The 15,273-nt window shown below is 60.2% G+C and carries 14 protein-coding genes; 9 read left to right on the forward strand and 5 right to left on the reverse strand.

Going from position 1 to position 15,273, the window contains the following annotated elements; translation table 11 throughout:
- Positions 1-81: 81 nt before the first annotated feature.
- From glyQ to gloA, 9 genes are all read left to right on the forward strand, one after another.
- Positions 82-990 (forward strand): glycine--tRNA ligase subunit alpha, encoded by a 909-nt coding sequence (glyQ, locus tag ACYVDM_RS06210; RefSeq protein ID WP_415793575.1) that lies wholly within the window; start codon positions 82-84, stop codon positions 988-990.
- Entirely contained in the window at positions 991-3,129 is a 2,139-nt protein-coding gene (glyS, locus tag ACYVDM_RS06215; RefSeq protein ID WP_415793577.1) for a glycine--tRNA ligase subunit beta, read from the forward strand. It abuts the gene before it with no gap.
- On the forward strand, positions 3,126-3,662 hold the full coding sequence (gmhB, locus tag ACYVDM_RS06220; RefSeq protein WP_415793579.1) for a D-glycero-beta-D-manno-heptose 1,7-bisphosphate 7-phosphatase: 537 nt from the start codon (positions 3,126-3,128) through the stop codon (positions 3,660-3,662). Before glyS ends, gmhB begins: the two co-directional genes overlap by 4 nt.
- Before the next feature lie 3 nt (positions 3,663-3,665).
- Entirely contained in the window at positions 3,666-4,406 is a 741-nt protein-coding gene (locus ACYVDM_RS06225) for a lysophospholipid acyltransferase family protein (protein ID WP_415793580.1), read from the forward strand.
- The gene (locus tag ACYVDM_RS06230; protein WP_415793582.1) at positions 4,381-5,370 is read left to right on the forward strand and encodes a M48 family metallopeptidase; all 990 of its coding nucleotides are present in this window, start codon (positions 4,381-4,383) and stop codon (positions 5,368-5,370) included. Before ACYVDM_RS06225 ends, ACYVDM_RS06230 begins: the two co-directional genes overlap by 26 nt.
- Positions 5,371-5,378: 8 nt before the next feature.
- A complete protein-coding gene (locus ACYVDM_RS06235; RefSeq protein WP_415793583.1) occupies positions 5,379-6,305 on the forward strand; it encodes a LysR substrate-binding domain-containing protein in 927 nt (308 codons plus the stop codon).
- A 79-nt stretch (positions 6,306-6,384) separates the two neighbouring features.
- On the forward strand, positions 6,385-7,800 hold the full coding sequence (gene tcuA / locus ACYVDM_RS06240) for an FAD-dependent tricarballylate dehydrogenase TcuA (RefSeq protein ID WP_415793585.1): 1,416 nt from the start codon (positions 6,385-6,387) through the stop codon (positions 7,798-7,800).
- Positions 7,787-9,010, forward strand: a complete 1,224-nt coding sequence (tcuB, locus tag ACYVDM_RS06245; RefSeq protein ID WP_415793586.1) for a tricarballylate utilization 4Fe-4S protein TcuB — start codon at positions 7,787-7,789, stop codon at positions 9,008-9,010. The genes tcuA and tcuB overlap by 14 nt, the downstream gene beginning before the upstream one ends.
- A 167-nt stretch (positions 9,011-9,177) precedes the next feature.
- Positions 9,178-9,573, forward strand: a complete 396-nt coding sequence (gene gloA, locus ACYVDM_RS06250; RefSeq protein WP_415793587.1) for a lactoylglutathione lyase — start codon at positions 9,178-9,180, stop codon at positions 9,571-9,573.
- Positions 9,574-9,669: 96 nt separating this feature from the next.
- On the opposite strand, the gene ACYVDM_RS06255 is transcribed toward gloA, so the two are convergent.
- From ACYVDM_RS06255 to ACYVDM_RS06275, 5 genes are read right to left on the reverse strand one after another with little or no spacing between them, the layout of a single operon-like run.
- Positions 9,670-10,632, reverse strand: a complete 963-nt coding sequence (locus ACYVDM_RS06255; protein ID WP_415793589.1) for an SMP-30/gluconolactonase/LRE family protein — start codon at positions 10,630-10,632, stop codon at positions 9,670-9,672.
- Positions 10,633-10,641: 9 nt separating this feature from the next.
- On the reverse strand, positions 10,642-11,373 hold the full coding sequence (locus ACYVDM_RS06260; protein ID WP_415793590.1) for an ABC transporter ATP-binding protein: 732 nt from the start codon (positions 11,371-11,373) through the stop codon (positions 10,642-10,644).
- Positions 11,354-13,159 carry a branched-chain amino acid ABC transporter ATP-binding protein/permease gene (locus ACYVDM_RS06265; RefSeq protein ID WP_415793591.1) on the reverse strand — a complete coding sequence of 602 codons (1,806 nt, stop codon included), beginning with the start codon at positions 13,157-13,159 and terminating at the stop codon, positions 11,354-11,356. The genes ACYVDM_RS06260 and ACYVDM_RS06265 overlap by 20 nt, the downstream gene beginning before the upstream one ends.
- Positions 13,159-14,016, reverse strand: a complete 858-nt coding sequence (locus ACYVDM_RS06270) for a branched-chain amino acid ABC transporter permease (protein ID WP_415793593.1) — start codon at positions 14,014-14,016, stop codon at positions 13,159-13,161. The genes ACYVDM_RS06265 and ACYVDM_RS06270 overlap by 1 nt, the downstream gene beginning before the upstream one ends.
- 18 nt (positions 14,017-14,034) lie before the next feature.
- On the reverse strand, positions 14,035-15,228 hold the full coding sequence (locus tag ACYVDM_RS06275; RefSeq protein WP_415793595.1) for an ABC transporter substrate-binding protein: 1,194 nt from the start codon (positions 15,226-15,228) through the stop codon (positions 14,035-14,037).
- Positions 15,229-15,273 lie beyond the last annotated feature (45 nt).

Here is a 15,273-nt window from a genome sequence, read left to right on the forward strand (position 1 = left end):
AATGGCCGACTTTCCCGCCCAAAGGCCGGGCTGCAGCATCCACTGGCCGGCCTGCCCGGCGATCCGAATTCCAAGAATCTTATGCTCACCTTTCAGCAAATCATTCTCACGCTCCAGGACTACTGGGACAAGCAGGGCTGCGCCCTGCTCCAACCGTACGACATGGAAGTGGGCGCCGGTACCTCGCATACGGCCACCTTCCTGCGCGCGATCGGGCCGGAACCCTGGCGTGCCGCCTATGTGCAGCCCTCGCGCCGCCCCAAGGATGGCCGCTACGGCGAAAACCCGAACCGTCTGCAGCACTATTACCAATATCAGGTGGTGCTCAAGCCCGCGCCGCCCGAGATCCTGGATTTGTACATCGGCTCGCTGAAAGCACTGGGTATCGATCCCACGCAGCACGATATCCGCTTCGTCGAGGACGACTGGGAAAACCCCACGCTGGGCGCCTGGGGCCTGGGCTGGGAGGTCTGGCTCAACGGCATGGAAGTCACCCAGTTCACCTACTTCCAGCAAGTGGGCGGCTTGGATTGCACCCCGACAACCGGCGAGATCACCTACGGCCTGGAACGCCTGGCCATGTACCTGCAAGACGTAGAAAGCGTTTACGACCTGGTCTGGACCGAAGGTGTCAACGGCAATCGGGTGCTGTACCGCGACGTGTTCCACCAAAACGAGGTCGAGCAGTCCACGTATAACTTCGAATATGCCTCGGCGGACATGCTGTTCTCGCATTTCAATGACTACGAAGCCGAAGCCAAGCGCCTCATGGACGTTCCCCTGGCCCTGCCGGCCTACGAGGCGGCGCTGAAAGCCGCACACACTTTCAACATGCTCGATGCGCGTGGCGCCATCAGTGTGACCGAACGCGCCGCCTATATCGGCCGTATCCGCAACCTGTCGCGTGCCGTCGCACAGGCTTATTACGATTCCCGTGAACGACTGGGCTTCCCCATGCTGGCTGGCCGCCGCACCGAGGAGGCTGCCTGAATGACAACCGATACCCGCCCCCTGCTGGTCGAACTGCTGACCGAAGAACTCCCGCCCAAGGCCTTGCAAAAGCTCGGCCAGGCTTTCGCCGAAGGCATTCGCGGCACGCTGGCCAAGCATGGCCTGCTCGCCGATGACAGCCAGGCCGCTGTGTTTGCGACCCCTCGCCGTCTGGCGGTACGCCTGTCGGCCGTGCGCGACCAGGCGCCCGATCAGGATTACACTGAAAAGCTGATGCCCGTCAAAGTCGGCCTGGATGCCGATGGCAAGCCCACGCCCGCCTTGATCAAGAAACTGGCCGCCAAAGGCCTGGAAAACCTCGACCCGGCCACGCTGGCTCGCGAGTCCGACGGCAAACAAGACTATCTGATCGCGCGTGGCACCGCGCCGGGCGCCAAGCTCGCCGATGGTCTCCAGGAGGGCCTGCAAGCGGCCATCGACGGCCTGCCCATCCCTAAGGTCATGCGTTATCAGTTGGCCGACGGCGTCACGAGCGTGAAGTTCGTCCGGCCTGCGCACAGCCTGATCGCGCTGCATGGCGCGGACGTCATCCCGGTATCGATACTGGGCCTGAGCGCGGGGCGCAGCACCCTGGGGCATCGCTTCATGTGCACCGGTCCCGTGGAAATCGCCGACGCGAACACCTACGAGACCACGCTGGCCGAACAAGGTCGCGTCATCGCCTCGTTCGAAGCAAGGCGCGCCGATATCGATCGTCAATTGCAAGCGCACGCCAGCCGTCTGAGTGCCACGCTGGGCGATGACCCCGAGGTCGTCGCGCTGCTGGACGAAGTCACCGCACTGGTCGAACATCCCACTGTGTACGAGGGGCAGTTTGACGAGCAGTTCCTGCAGGTTCCGCAGGAATGCCTGATTCTGACGATGCGGCTGAATCAAAAATACTTCCCGTTGTTTGACCCGACCACTGGCAAGCTGACCCACCATTTCCTGATCGTCAGCAATATGCAGACGGACAATCCGGTCAACATCGTCGAAGGCAATCAGCGCGTGGTGCGCCCACGTTTGGCGGATGCGCAGTTCTTCTTTGATACCGATCGCAAGACCCCGCTGGCGGCTCGCGTGGAGCAGTTGGGCACCATCGTTTATCACAACAAACTGGGCACGCAGCTCGAACGCGTGGAACGCGTGCGCGCGATTGCCCGCACCATCGCCGAACAGCTTGGCAGCGATGTCGCTGCCGCGGATCGTGCCGCCTTGCTGGCCAAGGCCGACCTGGGCTCGAACATGGTGGGCGAATTCCCCGAGCTGCAAGGCATCATGGGGGCCTACTATGCCGCCGGTGATGGCGAGCCCGAGGCCGTTGTACACGCCTTGCGCGAACAATACCGCATCCGGCTGGATGCTCCCGTCAGTGCCGAGGCACTCACCGCGGCGACGCTCTTCATCGCCGAACGGGCCGAGACCCTGATCGGTATTTGGGGAATCGGCTTGGCTCCCACGGGCGAGCGCGATCCCTTTGGCCTGCGCCGCGCCGCGCTGGGCCTCATCAGCGCGTTCGAGCAACTGGCCGCCGGCGGTTGGCTGGCAGCCAGCGCCGATGGTCCGTTGTCGCTGCATGGATTGTTGTCATTGGCCGCGAAAACCTTTCCCGCGGACAAGATCCCCGCCGATACGTGCAACGATGTCCGCACATTCATCTACGAACGCTATCGCAACCAGCTCATTGGGGAATTCGACCGCAATGCCGTGGACGCCGTCATCGCCCTGGCGCCGCCGCTGCATCAGGTCGCGGCTCGCGTCCGTGCTGTCACGGCCTTTGGCCTGTTGCCTGAAGCCGCCAGCCTGGCTGCCGCCAACAAGCGTATCGGCAATCTTCTCAAAAAGGCCGACGGTGAAATCGGGAATATCGACGCGGCGCGTCTCACCGAGCCCGCCGAGCAAGCCCTCGCCGCCGCCGTGGCCGAACTGCGCCCCCGAGCCGAAGCTCAATTGCAAGCGGGCGACTTCGCGGGCAGCCTCAGCACCTTGGCACAAGCGCGTCAGCCGGTCGATGCGTTCTTTGCCGACGTGATGGTGATGGCCGAGGATCCTGGCGTACGTGCCAACCGTCTGGCGCTACTGGCCCAATTGCACGGGCTGATGAACCAGGTTGCTGACATTTCCAGGTTGGCACAGTGAAACTCATCATCCTCGACCGCGATGGCGTCATCAATCAGGACAGCGACGCCTTCGTCAAAAGCCCCGACGAATGGGTGGCCCTGCCAGGCAGCCTGACCGCCATTGCCCGCCTGACTCAGGCCGGCTACACCGTTGCGGTGGCGACTAATCAATCCGGACTGGCGCGAGGCTTGTTTGACACCGCCACGCTCAATGCCATCCACGCCAAACTGCACCGCGAGGTCGCGCAGGCAGGCGGCGCGGTGAGCGCGATTTTCCTGTGCCCCCATGGCCCGAAAGCCGGCTGTACCTGCCGCAAACCGCTGCCTGGCATGTACTACGACATCGCCCGGCGCTACGACGTCAACCTGAATGGCGTCCCTGCGGTGGGTGACTCTCTGCGTGACCTGCAAGCCGCGGCAACGGCAGGCTGTGCGCCTTGGCTGGTCCTGACCGGCAATGGCGCCAAGGCGCAACAAGGTGAATTACCCCCGGGCACACGCGTGGCCACCGACCTTTCGGCGGTGGTCGACGCCCTGCTGCAGGAAGCCTGACCCATGGCCTGGCTACGTTCACTGCTGTATATGGTGTTTCTCTCCGTCACGGTCATCCCGTATGCCTTTGCCTGTCTGCTATGGGCCCCGCTGCCCCAGCATTGGCGCTACAAGCTGACCGTGGGCTGGCCCGGTCTGGCCATCTGGGGCGCCCGGGTTTTTTGCGGTATCCGCTGGCAGATCAAAGGGGCTGAAAACTTCCCCGATGGCCCGGCCGTGCTGCTCTCCAAGCACCAATCGGCCTGGGAAACCCTGTTTTTTCCATCGCACATGCCGCGCGAGGTCTGCTTTGTCTACAAGAAAGAGCTGCACATGGTGCCATTTTTTGGCTGGGGCCTGGCGCTGCTGCGCATGATCCCGATTGACCGGTCCAAGGGCCGTGATGCCTTTGAGCAGGTCATCAAACAAGGCCAGATGCGCATGGACGAAGGCCGCTGGCCCTTGCTCTTTCCCGAAGGCACCCGTGTGCCGCCCGGGAAAACCGCCCGATTCAAAATGGGCGGGGCGCTGCTGGCCTCGCGTACGGGTGCGGCGGTCATCCCCGTCGCGCACAACGCGGGCGAGTGCTGGCGCCGCAATGCCTTTATCAAGCGTCCCGGCCTGATCACCGTCTCGATTGGTCCCACGATAGAATCTCAGGGTCTCACCCCCGAAGAGCTCAACGCCAAAGTACAGGCCTGGATCGAAGGGGAAATGCGCCAACTCAATCCCGAAAGGTATGCCCCCCCACAACGGTCAGCTTGAACTCTTGTTCGCCCAGCCTGCAGCCTCCGTGTCCGCCAACGCCGGCACCGAGCCCCTGCAGGCTTTCGGTGCTGATGCAGCCAACGCTGTCGACACCAATAATCGTCCGGGACCTCGTTCACCGGCCACGGACGTGGTAGACGCCGCGCTGCGCCCCCCCGCAAATAACTCGTCGGGCGTCACCGTTATTTCCACCCCCTGCCCAGAGCCTCTACCGCCGGGCGCGCGCTGGCGCGAAGTCGCCACCGAACAGCAAACCATCGGTTTTGTCCTGCAGCGATCCCGCCGACGCAGCATCGGCTTTGTCGTCACCGACGACGGCCTGCGCGTCACCGCGCCCAACTGGGTCACCCTGGGGCAGATCGACGATGCCGTCCGCGAAAAATCCCGATGGATTTTGGCCAAGCTACGCGACTGGCAGGCCCGTAAGGAGCAACTCGCGTTGTCGCAAACCCGCTGGCAAGCGGGTGGTGATCTCCCCTATTTGGGTAAACGTGTCATTCTCGACCTGAATCCGGAAAACAGGCAGGCCCACTTCTCAGGGGATATGAATGCGCCCAGCGATGGCGATATCCTGTCGTTGCCCTTGCCCGTCCAGGCCGATGCGTCGCGCATTCGCGACACCGCCCAGGCTTGGCTGCAACAGCGTGCCAGCACCCTGTTCGCAACGCGTTTGGCGCATTTCCTGGAAATCAGCGGTCTGAAAATCCGCCGCTGGCGATTGTCTTCGGCCGCCACGCGCTGGGGCTCGTGCACCAGCGACGGCAACATCATGCTGAACTGGCGCCTGATCCATTTCGCGCCCGCCATCATCGATTACGTCATTGCGCACGAGCTCGCACACCTACGCGAAATGAACCACAGCCAGGACTTCTGGGCAGAGGTCGGCCAGATTCTGCCGAACTTCGAAGAAGCAAAACAAGTGCTGCGGCGGCACGATCCGGCCAGTCTGCCACGGTTCTGAGAGGCCTCATGGAGCTCCGCCAACTGCGCTATTTCGTCAAAGTCGCCGAGTTCGGCAGCATGGGGCGCGCTGCCGCCGAGCTGGGGGTGGTCACCTCGGCACTCAGCCAGCAGATCAGCCGCCTCGAAAGCGAGCTGTCCACCCGATTGCTGACACGCACATCCATCGGCGTCGTGCCGACCGACGCCGGCGTCGCCTTTTTGCGTCAAGCGCAATTGGCCATACGCCACGCGGACGGCGCCGCGCGCGCCGCCAAGGACGCGCGCCTGATCGGCGAGGTCAGCGTGGGCTTGCCCGCCACCACCGCGTCTGTCCTGGCCGTCCCCTTTTTGCAGGCCATGCGTGAGCGCTATCCCGACGTGCGCATCCATCTGGTCGAAAGCCTGTCGGGCTACTTGAGCGCCATGCTAAACGCCCGCCAACTCGATCTGGCTGTCGTCTTTCGCACAGAAAGCGCCCGGCGCTGGAGCACGCTCCCCCTGCTGGATGAACGCTTGTTCCTGATCGCCCCGCCCGATCTGCCCGGCCTGCCACCCGAGGGCACCGTACGTCTGCGCGACATTGCCAAGCTGCCGTTGTTGCTGCCCAGTGCCAGCCACGGCCTGCGTCAGCAAGTCGACGCGTCCTGTGCGCGGTTGCGCATAGAGCCCAACCTGGCGGCCGAAATCGACGGTCTGGACGTCCTGATGGATCTGGTGCGCAATGGTTTTGGGGCCACTATCCAGCCGGGCGCAGCGATCGTGCGGCTACGTGGCGAGCCCCTGGCCGTACGCCAGATCACGGATCGCCATCTGCGGCGCAGCAACCTGCTGGCCAGCGTCTCGGATGACGAACTCTCGCCCGCCGCGCTGGCGGCGCGCGTTTTGCTGGCGCAGACAGTCGAAAATCTGGTTCGCGCCGGCATCTGGCCCGGCGCGACTCTTCACAAATCGTGAACAGCCGTTGACGATCATAGGCTGGCATACCCTATGGTGCCGCCCTATAGTTCAGGCCTGACTTTACAGGCCTTTTATCATGATCGATGTACTGGTTATCGGTGGCGGCAATGCCGCCCTGTGCGCAGCGCTCATGGCGCGCGAAGCCGGCGCCAGCGTGCTGCTGCTGGAATCCGCCCCTAAAGAATGGCGTGGCGGCAACTCCCAGCACACCCGCAACCTGCGCTGCATGCACGATGAGCCGCAAGACGTTTTGATTGACGCTTATCCAGAAGAAGAATTCTGGCAAGATCTGTTGAAAGTCACTGGCGGCCTGACGAACGAACACCTGGCCCGTCTCGTCATCCGCGCGTCCTCGACCTGTCGGGACTGGATGCGTAAGCACGGCGTGAATTTTCAACCGCCGCTATCCGGCGCGCTGCACGTCGCGCGCACCAATGCGTTTTTCATGGGGGGCGGCAAAGCGCTGGTCAACGCGTATTACCGCAGCGCCGAAGCGCTCGGCGTGCAGATCCGCTACGACGCCCCCGTTGACTCGCTGGAGCTGGACAATGGCCGCTTCGTCGCCGCCCGCATCGGCGACGAACGCATTACGGCACGCAGCTGTGTGCTGGCCGCGGGTGGCTTCGAGTCCAATCGCGAATGGATGCGCGAAGCCTGGGGCCAGAACGAACGTGGTGAATGGCCCGCCGACAACTTCCTGATTCGCGGCACGCGCTTCAACATGGGCGTGCTGCTGAAGTTCATGATTGACGCGGGCGCGGACAGTATCGGCGACCCCTCGCAATCGCACTGCGTCGCGATCGACGCGCGCGCGCCTCTGTACGACGGTGGCATCTGTACGCGCATTGACTGTGTCTCCCTGGGCGTCGTCGTCAATCGCGACGCCGAGCGCTTCTATGACGAAGGCGAAGACTTCTGGCCCAAACGCTATGCCATCTGGGGCCGGCTCACAGCCATGCAGCCCGGCCAGATTGCCTACTCGATCATTGACAGCAAGGCGATTGGCCGATTCATGCCGCCGGTGTTTCCCGGCGTGCAAGCCGATACCTTGCCCGAGCTGGCGCGCAAACTTGAACTGGACGAAACCCAGTTCATGCGCACGCTCTCGGGCTACAACGCTGCCTGCCGCGTCGGCACCTTCGACCATACCCAACTGGACGACTGCCATACCGAAGGCGTGCAACCGGCCAAGACGCATTGGGCTCGCCCAATCGACACGGCGCCCTTCTACGGTTATGCCGTGCGGCCCGGCATCACTTTTACCTACCTGGGATTGAAGGTGGATGACACCGCCGCAGTCCGATTCAACGACCAACCCAGCGACAACCTTTTCGTCGCCGGCGAAATGATGGCCGGCAACGTGCTGGGCAAGGGCTATACCGCCGGCGTCGGCATGTCGATCGGCACGGCCTTTGGCCGCATTGCCGGCACACGCGCCGCGGCCTCGGCGCTCGCCCAACGGGCAACAGGAGCAAAACGTGAAGCAGCTTGAAGAACTGACCCGTCAGGCGCGCGACGCCGCATCGCCAGCGAGGGCAGCCGCAGCAACAGAGCAATCCATACAATGGCACGCCAAGGGCGCCCGTCCGACGCCAGCCCCGCTGACCGACGATGAAACCGAAGTCGCCCGGGTGATGCAGATTTGTAATGCCTGCCGCTACTGCGAAGGTTTCTGCGCGGTCTTCCCGGCCATGACCCGTCGCCTGGAATTCGGCAAGGCCGACGTCAACTATCTGGCCAACCTGTGCCACAACTGCGGCGCCTGTCTGCACGCCTGTCAATACGCCCCCCCGCATGAGTTCGGCGTCAATGTGCCGAAAGCCTTGGCCAAAGTACGTCTTCAGACCTATACCGACTACGCCTGGCCTGCCGCCCTGGGTCAACTGTACAAGCGCAACGGACTGACGCTGTCATTGGCCAGTGCCGCCGCGCTCGCGCTGTTCCTGGTGCTAACAATCGCCATCACCGGCGGACTCTTGCACGAACCGCTGGCCGGCAACTTCTACGCGATTTTTCCGCACAACACGTTGGCGTTGATGTTCGGCCTAGTATTCGGCTTTGCCGTCTTCGCATTGGGAATGGGCGTGAGGCGCTTCTGGCGTGACGTCTCGCCCGGCACCGCGAGCGGGGCTGCCGTCGCCGAAGCCACCCACGACGCGCTGCGCCTGAAATACCTGGATGGTGGCCACGGGAAAGGCTGCAACGATGCTGATGATGCATTCACCCTGGCACGACGTCGTTTCCATCACCTGACCTTTTATGGGTTCATGCTGTGCTTCGCCGCCACCAGCGTCGCCACGCTATACCACTATGCATTCGGCTGGGAAGCCCCCTACCCCTATTTCAGCCTGCCCGTCATATTGGGAACCGTCGGCGGTATCGGGCTGCTGATCGGCCCCGCGGGCTTGTTGTGGCTGAATATCAAGCGCCATCCGCTCCAGGGCGATGCCGCACAACGCCCCATGGACCGCGGGTTTATCGTCCTGCTGTTCCTGATCAGCCTGACAGGGCTGCTGCTGCTGGCGTTACGCGATACATCCGCCATGGGCTTGCTGCTGGCGATCCACCTGGGCGTGGTCATGGCCCTGTTCCTTACCCTGCCGTACGGAAAATTCGCACACGGTATCTATCGCTGTGCGGCCCTGCTGAAATCGTCTATCGAAAAAAGACAACCCGATGGATTGAAGCTGGGATCTGATTAATCGCACCGTTCACGGAGGAGGCGCTCCTTGAAAAAAGGCGGCGCAAATTGGACCAAGACCATCGACGCCGCTGGCGCGATCGCGAACTGACCGGCAAGGAGCGCATGGGTTTGCTACGATATCAGTCTGGCTACTCGCCTGACTTCATCTAGCATAAGGAATTCCCCATGCGTCTCCTGCACACCATGCTGCGCGTCGGCAACCTGGACAAATCCATCGATTTCTACACCCATGTCCTGGGTATGCGGGTGCTGCGCCGTAAAGATTACCCCGAAGGCAAATTCACCCTGGCATTCGTTGGCTACCAAGACGAAAGCGAAGGCGCCGTCATCGAGTTGACCCACAACTGGGACACCGACCACTATGACCTGGGCAACGGCTATGGCCACATCGCGCTGGAGGTCGACAACGCCTACGAGGCCTGTGAAAAGGTCAAACAAAAAGGCGGCAAGGTCACTCGCGAGGCCGGCCCCATGAAACACGGCACCACGGTCATCGCCTTTGTCGAAGATCCCGACGGCTACAAAATCGAGTTCATTCAAGACAAAAATCGCGTCGACTGAATTTCGACAGCGGCGGGGGCGCCGTTATTCACGTCCTGGCCGCCGACGTAATGAATCTCCTCTGTCCTTTGGGCCGGAGGATCGGCGCCACTACCCTCAAACGGCGCCTCGCGTGTTGACATACAGGCTGTACAGGCCTTTGCCTGCCGCCATAAACAAGCGATTCCCCTTCTCTCCGCCAAAGCACACATTCGCGCAGCGCTCCGGCAAGTGAATATGGCCTATCGGTGTGGCGTCAGAAGCGAACACGCGCACACCGTCCAACGCCTCCGTCCCCATTCCCCAGCCGCACCACAGATTTCCATCGACGTCACAGCGCAAACCATCGGCCGTGCCGGGACCGCAGTCAATGAAATCACGCCCGTCTGACAACGTTGCGCCCGACACCCGGTACACTCGAATCGTGCGATTGGGCCTTGCCCGCGACGCCACGACATATAGCAGACTTTCATCAGGGCTAAAGCACAAACCATTCGGTCCCGAAATATCGTCAGCCACTACCGTGATATGGCCCTCAGGATCGATACGATATACACGCTCCGGAAGCTCTTGCTTCGCGCAGTAACCCTCATAATCGCTACTCAAGCCAAAGGGGGGATCCGTAAACCAAATGGATCCATCTGACTTCACCACCACGTCATTTGGCGAATTCAGACGCTTGCCTTCGTAGCGGTCGGCAAGCACCTCGATCGTTCCGTCATAGGCAGTACGCGTCACACGGCGAGTGGCGTGCTCGCAGGTAATCAACCGCCCCTGACGGTCACGCGTATTCCCGTTCGCATTGCCGCAAGGTTCCCGAAATACGGTAACGCATCCCGACGTATCGTCATAACGAAGCATGCGATTATTCGGAATGTCGCTGTACAGCAAATACCGACCATCGCCAAACCACACCGGGCCTTCCGCCCAGCGTGAACCCGATGCCAACATTTCCACCGCGGCATGAAACAATCGATATCGATCAAAACGGGCATCCAGTGACTGCACGCGCGGATCAGGATAGCGGGAACTGACGCGCCACAACGAATCTGGCGCGAGGGCGTTGCGTATTGAGTTCATGGTTTTGTCTCAAGCATGCTGGCCAAAATAGGCCTCTTCCAGACGGCCTTGCAGATTAGATTCGTTCGTGTCCGCCTGCAACACAATCTCCCCGTGGGCCATGGCGTAAACGCGATCCGCCAACGCGAGAGATTTTTCCACGAGCTGCTCGACCAGCAGCACCGATGTCCCCTCGTCTCGTAACCGGGCTGCCACCTCGAACACCCGGTCAACCAACACGGGCGACAAGCCCGCTGACGGTTCATCCAGAATCAATAGCCGAGGCCGCTTTACCAGGCCTTGCGCCACCACCAGCATCTGTTGCTGGCCACCACTGAGTGCGCCGGCTCGGTCATGGCGCTTTTGCGCTATCTCCGGGAAAAAAGCCAGTGCATCCTGGATCCGTTGCTGTCGCTCAGCACGAGCAATGTCGTATCCAGCCAGCGCCAGATTGTCCTGTACAGACAGTTGAGTGAACACATGATGGCCCTCGATCACATGCACCAACCCCAATTTGGCGGCATCTCGCGGCGAAGCGCGATGAAGACTTTTGCCGTCAAACCGCACATCGCCCGACATCCAAGGCAACAAGCCCGAAATAGCGCGCATCAACGTGCTTTTCCCTGCCCCATTCGGACCCAGCAAAGCGACGATTTCTCCAGGCCTCATGGCCATATCCACATCATGCAATATCTGGATTTTTCCGTAACCGGCATTCAGCCGTTGCACTTGCAGTAAATCTTCATGCGCCGAGGTATGCACTCACCACCTCCTTGTGCGATCGAATTTCTTGTGGTGTACCACTGGCCAACACGGTTCCCAGATTCAATACTGTCACATGATCACAGATATCAAAAATCAGATCCGCATGATGCTCAACCAGCAACACGGCCGTTCCACAATGGCTGATTTCTTTAATGATTGCCCCGAGCCGCTTGATCTCGTCTCCCGTCAAACCTGCCGCCGGCTCATCCAACAACAAGTAGCGGGGCTGCAGCATCAGGGCACGGGCAATCTCTACAAAACGCAATTCACTGTGCTGCAGGCGGTCCGCGCGGACATGCGCCATATGGGACAAGCCGACTGCCCGCAGCGCCAGCTCCGCCATCGTGCGCAATCTACGTTCGTCCTTGCGATGCCTGCCGGACAGAAACATGGCCTCCAGGAACGTGCCATTTGCACGGGTGTAACCGCCCGCCATGACGTTCTTTAGCACCGACGTATCACCCACCATGCGTGGTGTCTGAAACGTACGCGCAAACGCCCGTTTGGCACGCTGCAACGGTTTGCCGACTGGCAACTCTGTGCCGTCTTCCATCAGGCTACCCGCTTGTGGGCGGTAGTACCCGGAGATCACATTCAACATGGTCGTTTTTCCACTGCCGTTGGGTCCAATCAATCCATGTACCTGCCCGGCCTTGATCTGCAAATCAACACCATTAATCGCTTTCACGCCACCAAACGACAGATGCAGATCTTTCAAGGAGATGCCCCCGCCTTGTGGCACCTCGGCCAAAATCTGATGCACCGCATCCAACTCTGGCCGGATACGACGATCGGCCGGCAACGGACTACGCCCGCCAAAATCCAGCAGTGACGCAATACCACCCGGGATTGCCAGCACAATCACCAGCAGCAACAGCGCATACAGGAAATTGGACCACGCCGCTAATGGCGCCGCAATCTCTGGCAGAACGGTCAAGATCAAGGTCCCCAACAATGGGCCCAAAATAGAACTGCGCCCGCCTATCAAAATGGAGATAAAAAATAGTACCGACAGCTCGAACGTAAACGCTTCTGGCGTAATGTAAGTTTGCAGCGAACTAAACAAACCTCCCGCCACACCTGCCAGTGCGCCGGCCAGCACGAACACCATCGCCAGCAACTTGGGTTTGGATATGCCGTAAGCCTCAGCCGCGACTTCCGCATCGCGAATTGCAATCAAGCCCCGGCCAAAACGACTGTGAGCAACATTTGCCGTCAATATCGTGGCTACCGTGGCGACCCCAATGCACAAGTAATAAAGGCCAGTGTCAGAGTTGAACGGCGCGGGCATCATCGGCCCGGGAACCCCTATTCCACCGCCCGTGACAGACTCCCAAGCCAAAGCAATCTGCGTAACGATAGTGGCAAACCCCAGCGTGGCCATCGCAAAATAAAATGTGCGCAGCCGCAACGCCGGCAAGCCTACGACCAAACCAAAAAAACCCCCGATAGCGCCCGCGGCGATCAGCGCAGAGAAGGGCCCCCACGGTTCAGAGACATTACCTTCGACGAGCACACTAGTGGTATACGCGCCTATCGTCAGCAAGGCAACATAGCCGATCGCCAATTGGCCTGCGTACCCCACGATCAAATTCAGGCCGGACACCAGTACCCAATAAACCGCGGCGCGCGTCGCAATGACCGTCCAATACGTATCACCAAGAGTCGGCAATGCGAGCGCCGCCACCAACAACAAGGCAAAGGGAAGAACTCGAACCCAGAAGGACGAACTCGCAGGCGAGCGTAACGCCATGGCAGCGGATATATTTGCTTGAGCAGTCATCAAACCCTCCGAGCGGTATTGGAGCCAAAAATACCCTGCGGCACTAACATCAACACCACAATGAACAGCACGAATACCGCTATCGATGCGAACACGCCGCCCACGGTAAAGTTCGCGGTCTGCTGGAATAGGCCCAGGGCCAATCCCCCCACCAAGGCGCCACGATTATTTCCCAGCCCCCCCAATGCCACAGGCACGAACCCGTAGAAATTCAATAACGGTCCATTAGCAAAAAACGCCAGCAGCAATTGCCCCGACGCGAAACCGGCCACGCCGCCAATCACGCCTGCCAGCGCATAGCTAATGACACGTAGCCGCCGTTCAGGCAGTCCGATAGATCGCGCCGCAAAGTTATTCTCCGCCACGGCCAGAAATGCCAAGCCGACCAGTGTGCGCCGATACAAATACTCCAATGCGAGCACTACCACCACGCATGCAACAACCGGCAACCAAAATCGCTGGTCCAGGGGGCCCGAGCCCCAGGCAAGCAACTTTGGAAACGGTTGAGGCTCTGTTCCCCACTTAATCGCAGTTACCTGCTGGATCATCAACGCCAACGCCAACGTAGACAACACGTATAAGTGCTGGTCCAGGCTTTTCAATACAGGCCTGACGGCGACAAACTCGGTAATCACTCCGACCAAGGCACACACTGCCAGAGTGAGTACAAATGCCACCGGTCCGGGCAAGCCCAGACGCAGCATGAACAAGGAGCCAAAAACACCACCCAGCATTCCCAATTGCCCTGCGGTGAAACTCATCACTCGGGAAGTAGAATACATCGTGTTGTACGTGATACCGATCAGCGCGTAAACCGCGCCAACGGCCAGGCCAGAGCTGATGATAGAAGCCAGCATGATTGCTCCTCCCTATCGTTATTGGTATCCCGGCGCCAGTGCAAACGTGCCGTCACGCGCAGATTTGGCCTCGGACATGACGACTTCCTGTGTGGGATAGCCATCATGCTGCGTGGACGAGTACGTATAGTTTCCGAAATATCCGGGGTAAGCCTTCAGGCTGTTCCAATATTCGATAATGTCCTTGGCTTGCGACGACCCGGTTGTCTCTACCGCTTTGGCCACCAACGCAATAGCGTCATAGCCCGCTGACACCCACCAATACAAGGTGTCCTCCAGCGTGACCTTGCCTTTGACCATGTCCACGAACTCTTGCGAATGGGTGGGTAGCTTTCCATCGGCATCGTAACTGGCGCTCTTATAGCCAATCGCATAGACCTTGTCCCAGTTTTCCGGCTTTTCGATCAACGTGCGCAGCTCTCCCGATGCCATTGAGGGATGGCCGACAAATGCCACATCCCAACCCATATTCGCGCGGGTATTGAATAATCGCGCCTCCATACCCGTGGATACACTCCAAACCACAATCACTTCGGCCCCTGCGTCACGAGCGCGCGTCATATCGGGCGACATGTCGGTTTGTGTCGCGTCGATATTTGTCGAATACACGACTTCCGCCCCGTCCTTCTTGAAATTCGCCACGCACGCCTTGGTTGCGCTAACGCCATAACCTGTGGTGTCGCCAATCACTGCGATTTTTGAGAATTTTTGTACCTTCAGGCAATAATCCCGGCAAGCATCGTCCCATTGCGAATTTGACGGCGCGAGTCGAAAGGCATTGGGGTACTTATCCGTATTAATCAGACGATCAATAACGCAAGGATGAATATTCGGCATTTTGGCTCGCGCCATAATAGGCGTAACGGCCAGCGATTCTCCCGAGTTCGTCGGCCCCCAAATCGCGTGTACCTTCTGCGAATTGATCATCTCCTGCACGGCGTTCACGGCTTTCGTTGGATCACCCTGGGTATCGCGTGTGACGATCACGAGTTTGCGCCCTTTTACCCCGCCCGCGGCATTAATCGCCTGGGCGGCAAACTCCACGCCACGGTTGAAACCCACACCAGGTGCCGAACTCGGCCCTGTCAGGGCCGCTAGCCAGCCTATTTTGATGTCTTCCGTCGCGGCCAGGGACAATGCTGGCATCCCTAATGCGGAGGCGCCCAATGCACCTGCGGCACCCAATACAAAATCACGGCGAGAAACTGACATTTTTGTCTCCTAGATATTGTGATCCGAGGACGGTGCGGGTATCCC

The sequence above is a fragment of the Bordetella tumulicola genome (genome assembly GCF_054779135.1).

What these genes read in the sequence shown, in the direction of transcription:
- glyQ (WP_415793575.1), top strand. Translation starts at nt 82, where the DNA reads ATGCTCACCTTTCAGCAAATCATTCTCACGCTCCAGGACTACTGGGAC.
- glyS (WP_415793577.1), top strand. Translation starts at nt 991, where the DNA reads ATGACAACCGATACCCGCCCCCTGCTGGTCGAACTGCTGACCGAAGAA.
- ACYVDM_RS06225 (WP_415793580.1), top strand. Translation starts at nt 3,666, where the DNA reads ATGGCCTGGCTACGTTCACTGCTGTATATGGTGTTTCTCTCCGTCACG.
- ACYVDM_RS06230 (WP_415793582.1), top strand. Translation starts at nt 4,381, where the DNA reads ATGCCCCCCCACAACGGTCAGCTTGAACTCTTGTTCGCCCAGCCTGCA.
- ACYVDM_RS06235 (WP_415793583.1), top strand. Translation starts at nt 5,379, where the DNA reads ATGGAGCTCCGCCAACTGCGCTATTTCGTCAAAGTCGCCGAGTTCGGC.
- tcuA (WP_415793585.1), top strand. Translation starts at nt 6,385, where the DNA reads ATGATCGATGTACTGGTTATCGGTGGCGGCAATGCCGCCCTGTGCGCA.
- gloA (WP_415793587.1), top strand. Translation starts at nt 9,178, where the DNA reads ATGCGTCTCCTGCACACCATGCTGCGCGTCGGCAACCTGGACAAATCC.
- ACYVDM_RS06255 (WP_415793589.1), bottom strand. Translation starts at nt 10,632, where the DNA reads ATGAACTCAATACGCAACGCCCTCGCGCCAGATTCGTTGTGGCGCGTC.
- ACYVDM_RS06265 (WP_415793591.1), bottom strand. Translation starts at nt 13,159, where the DNA reads ATGACTGCTCAAGCAAATATATCCGCTGCCATGGCGTTACGCTCGCCT.
- ACYVDM_RS06270 (WP_415793593.1), bottom strand. Translation starts at nt 14,016, where the DNA reads ATGCTGGCTTCTATCATCAGCTCTGGCCTGGCCGTTGGCGCGGTTTAC.
- ACYVDM_RS06275 (WP_415793595.1), bottom strand. Translation starts at nt 15,228, where the DNA reads ATGTCAGTTTCTCGCCGTGATTTTGTATTGGGTGCCGCAGGTGCATTG.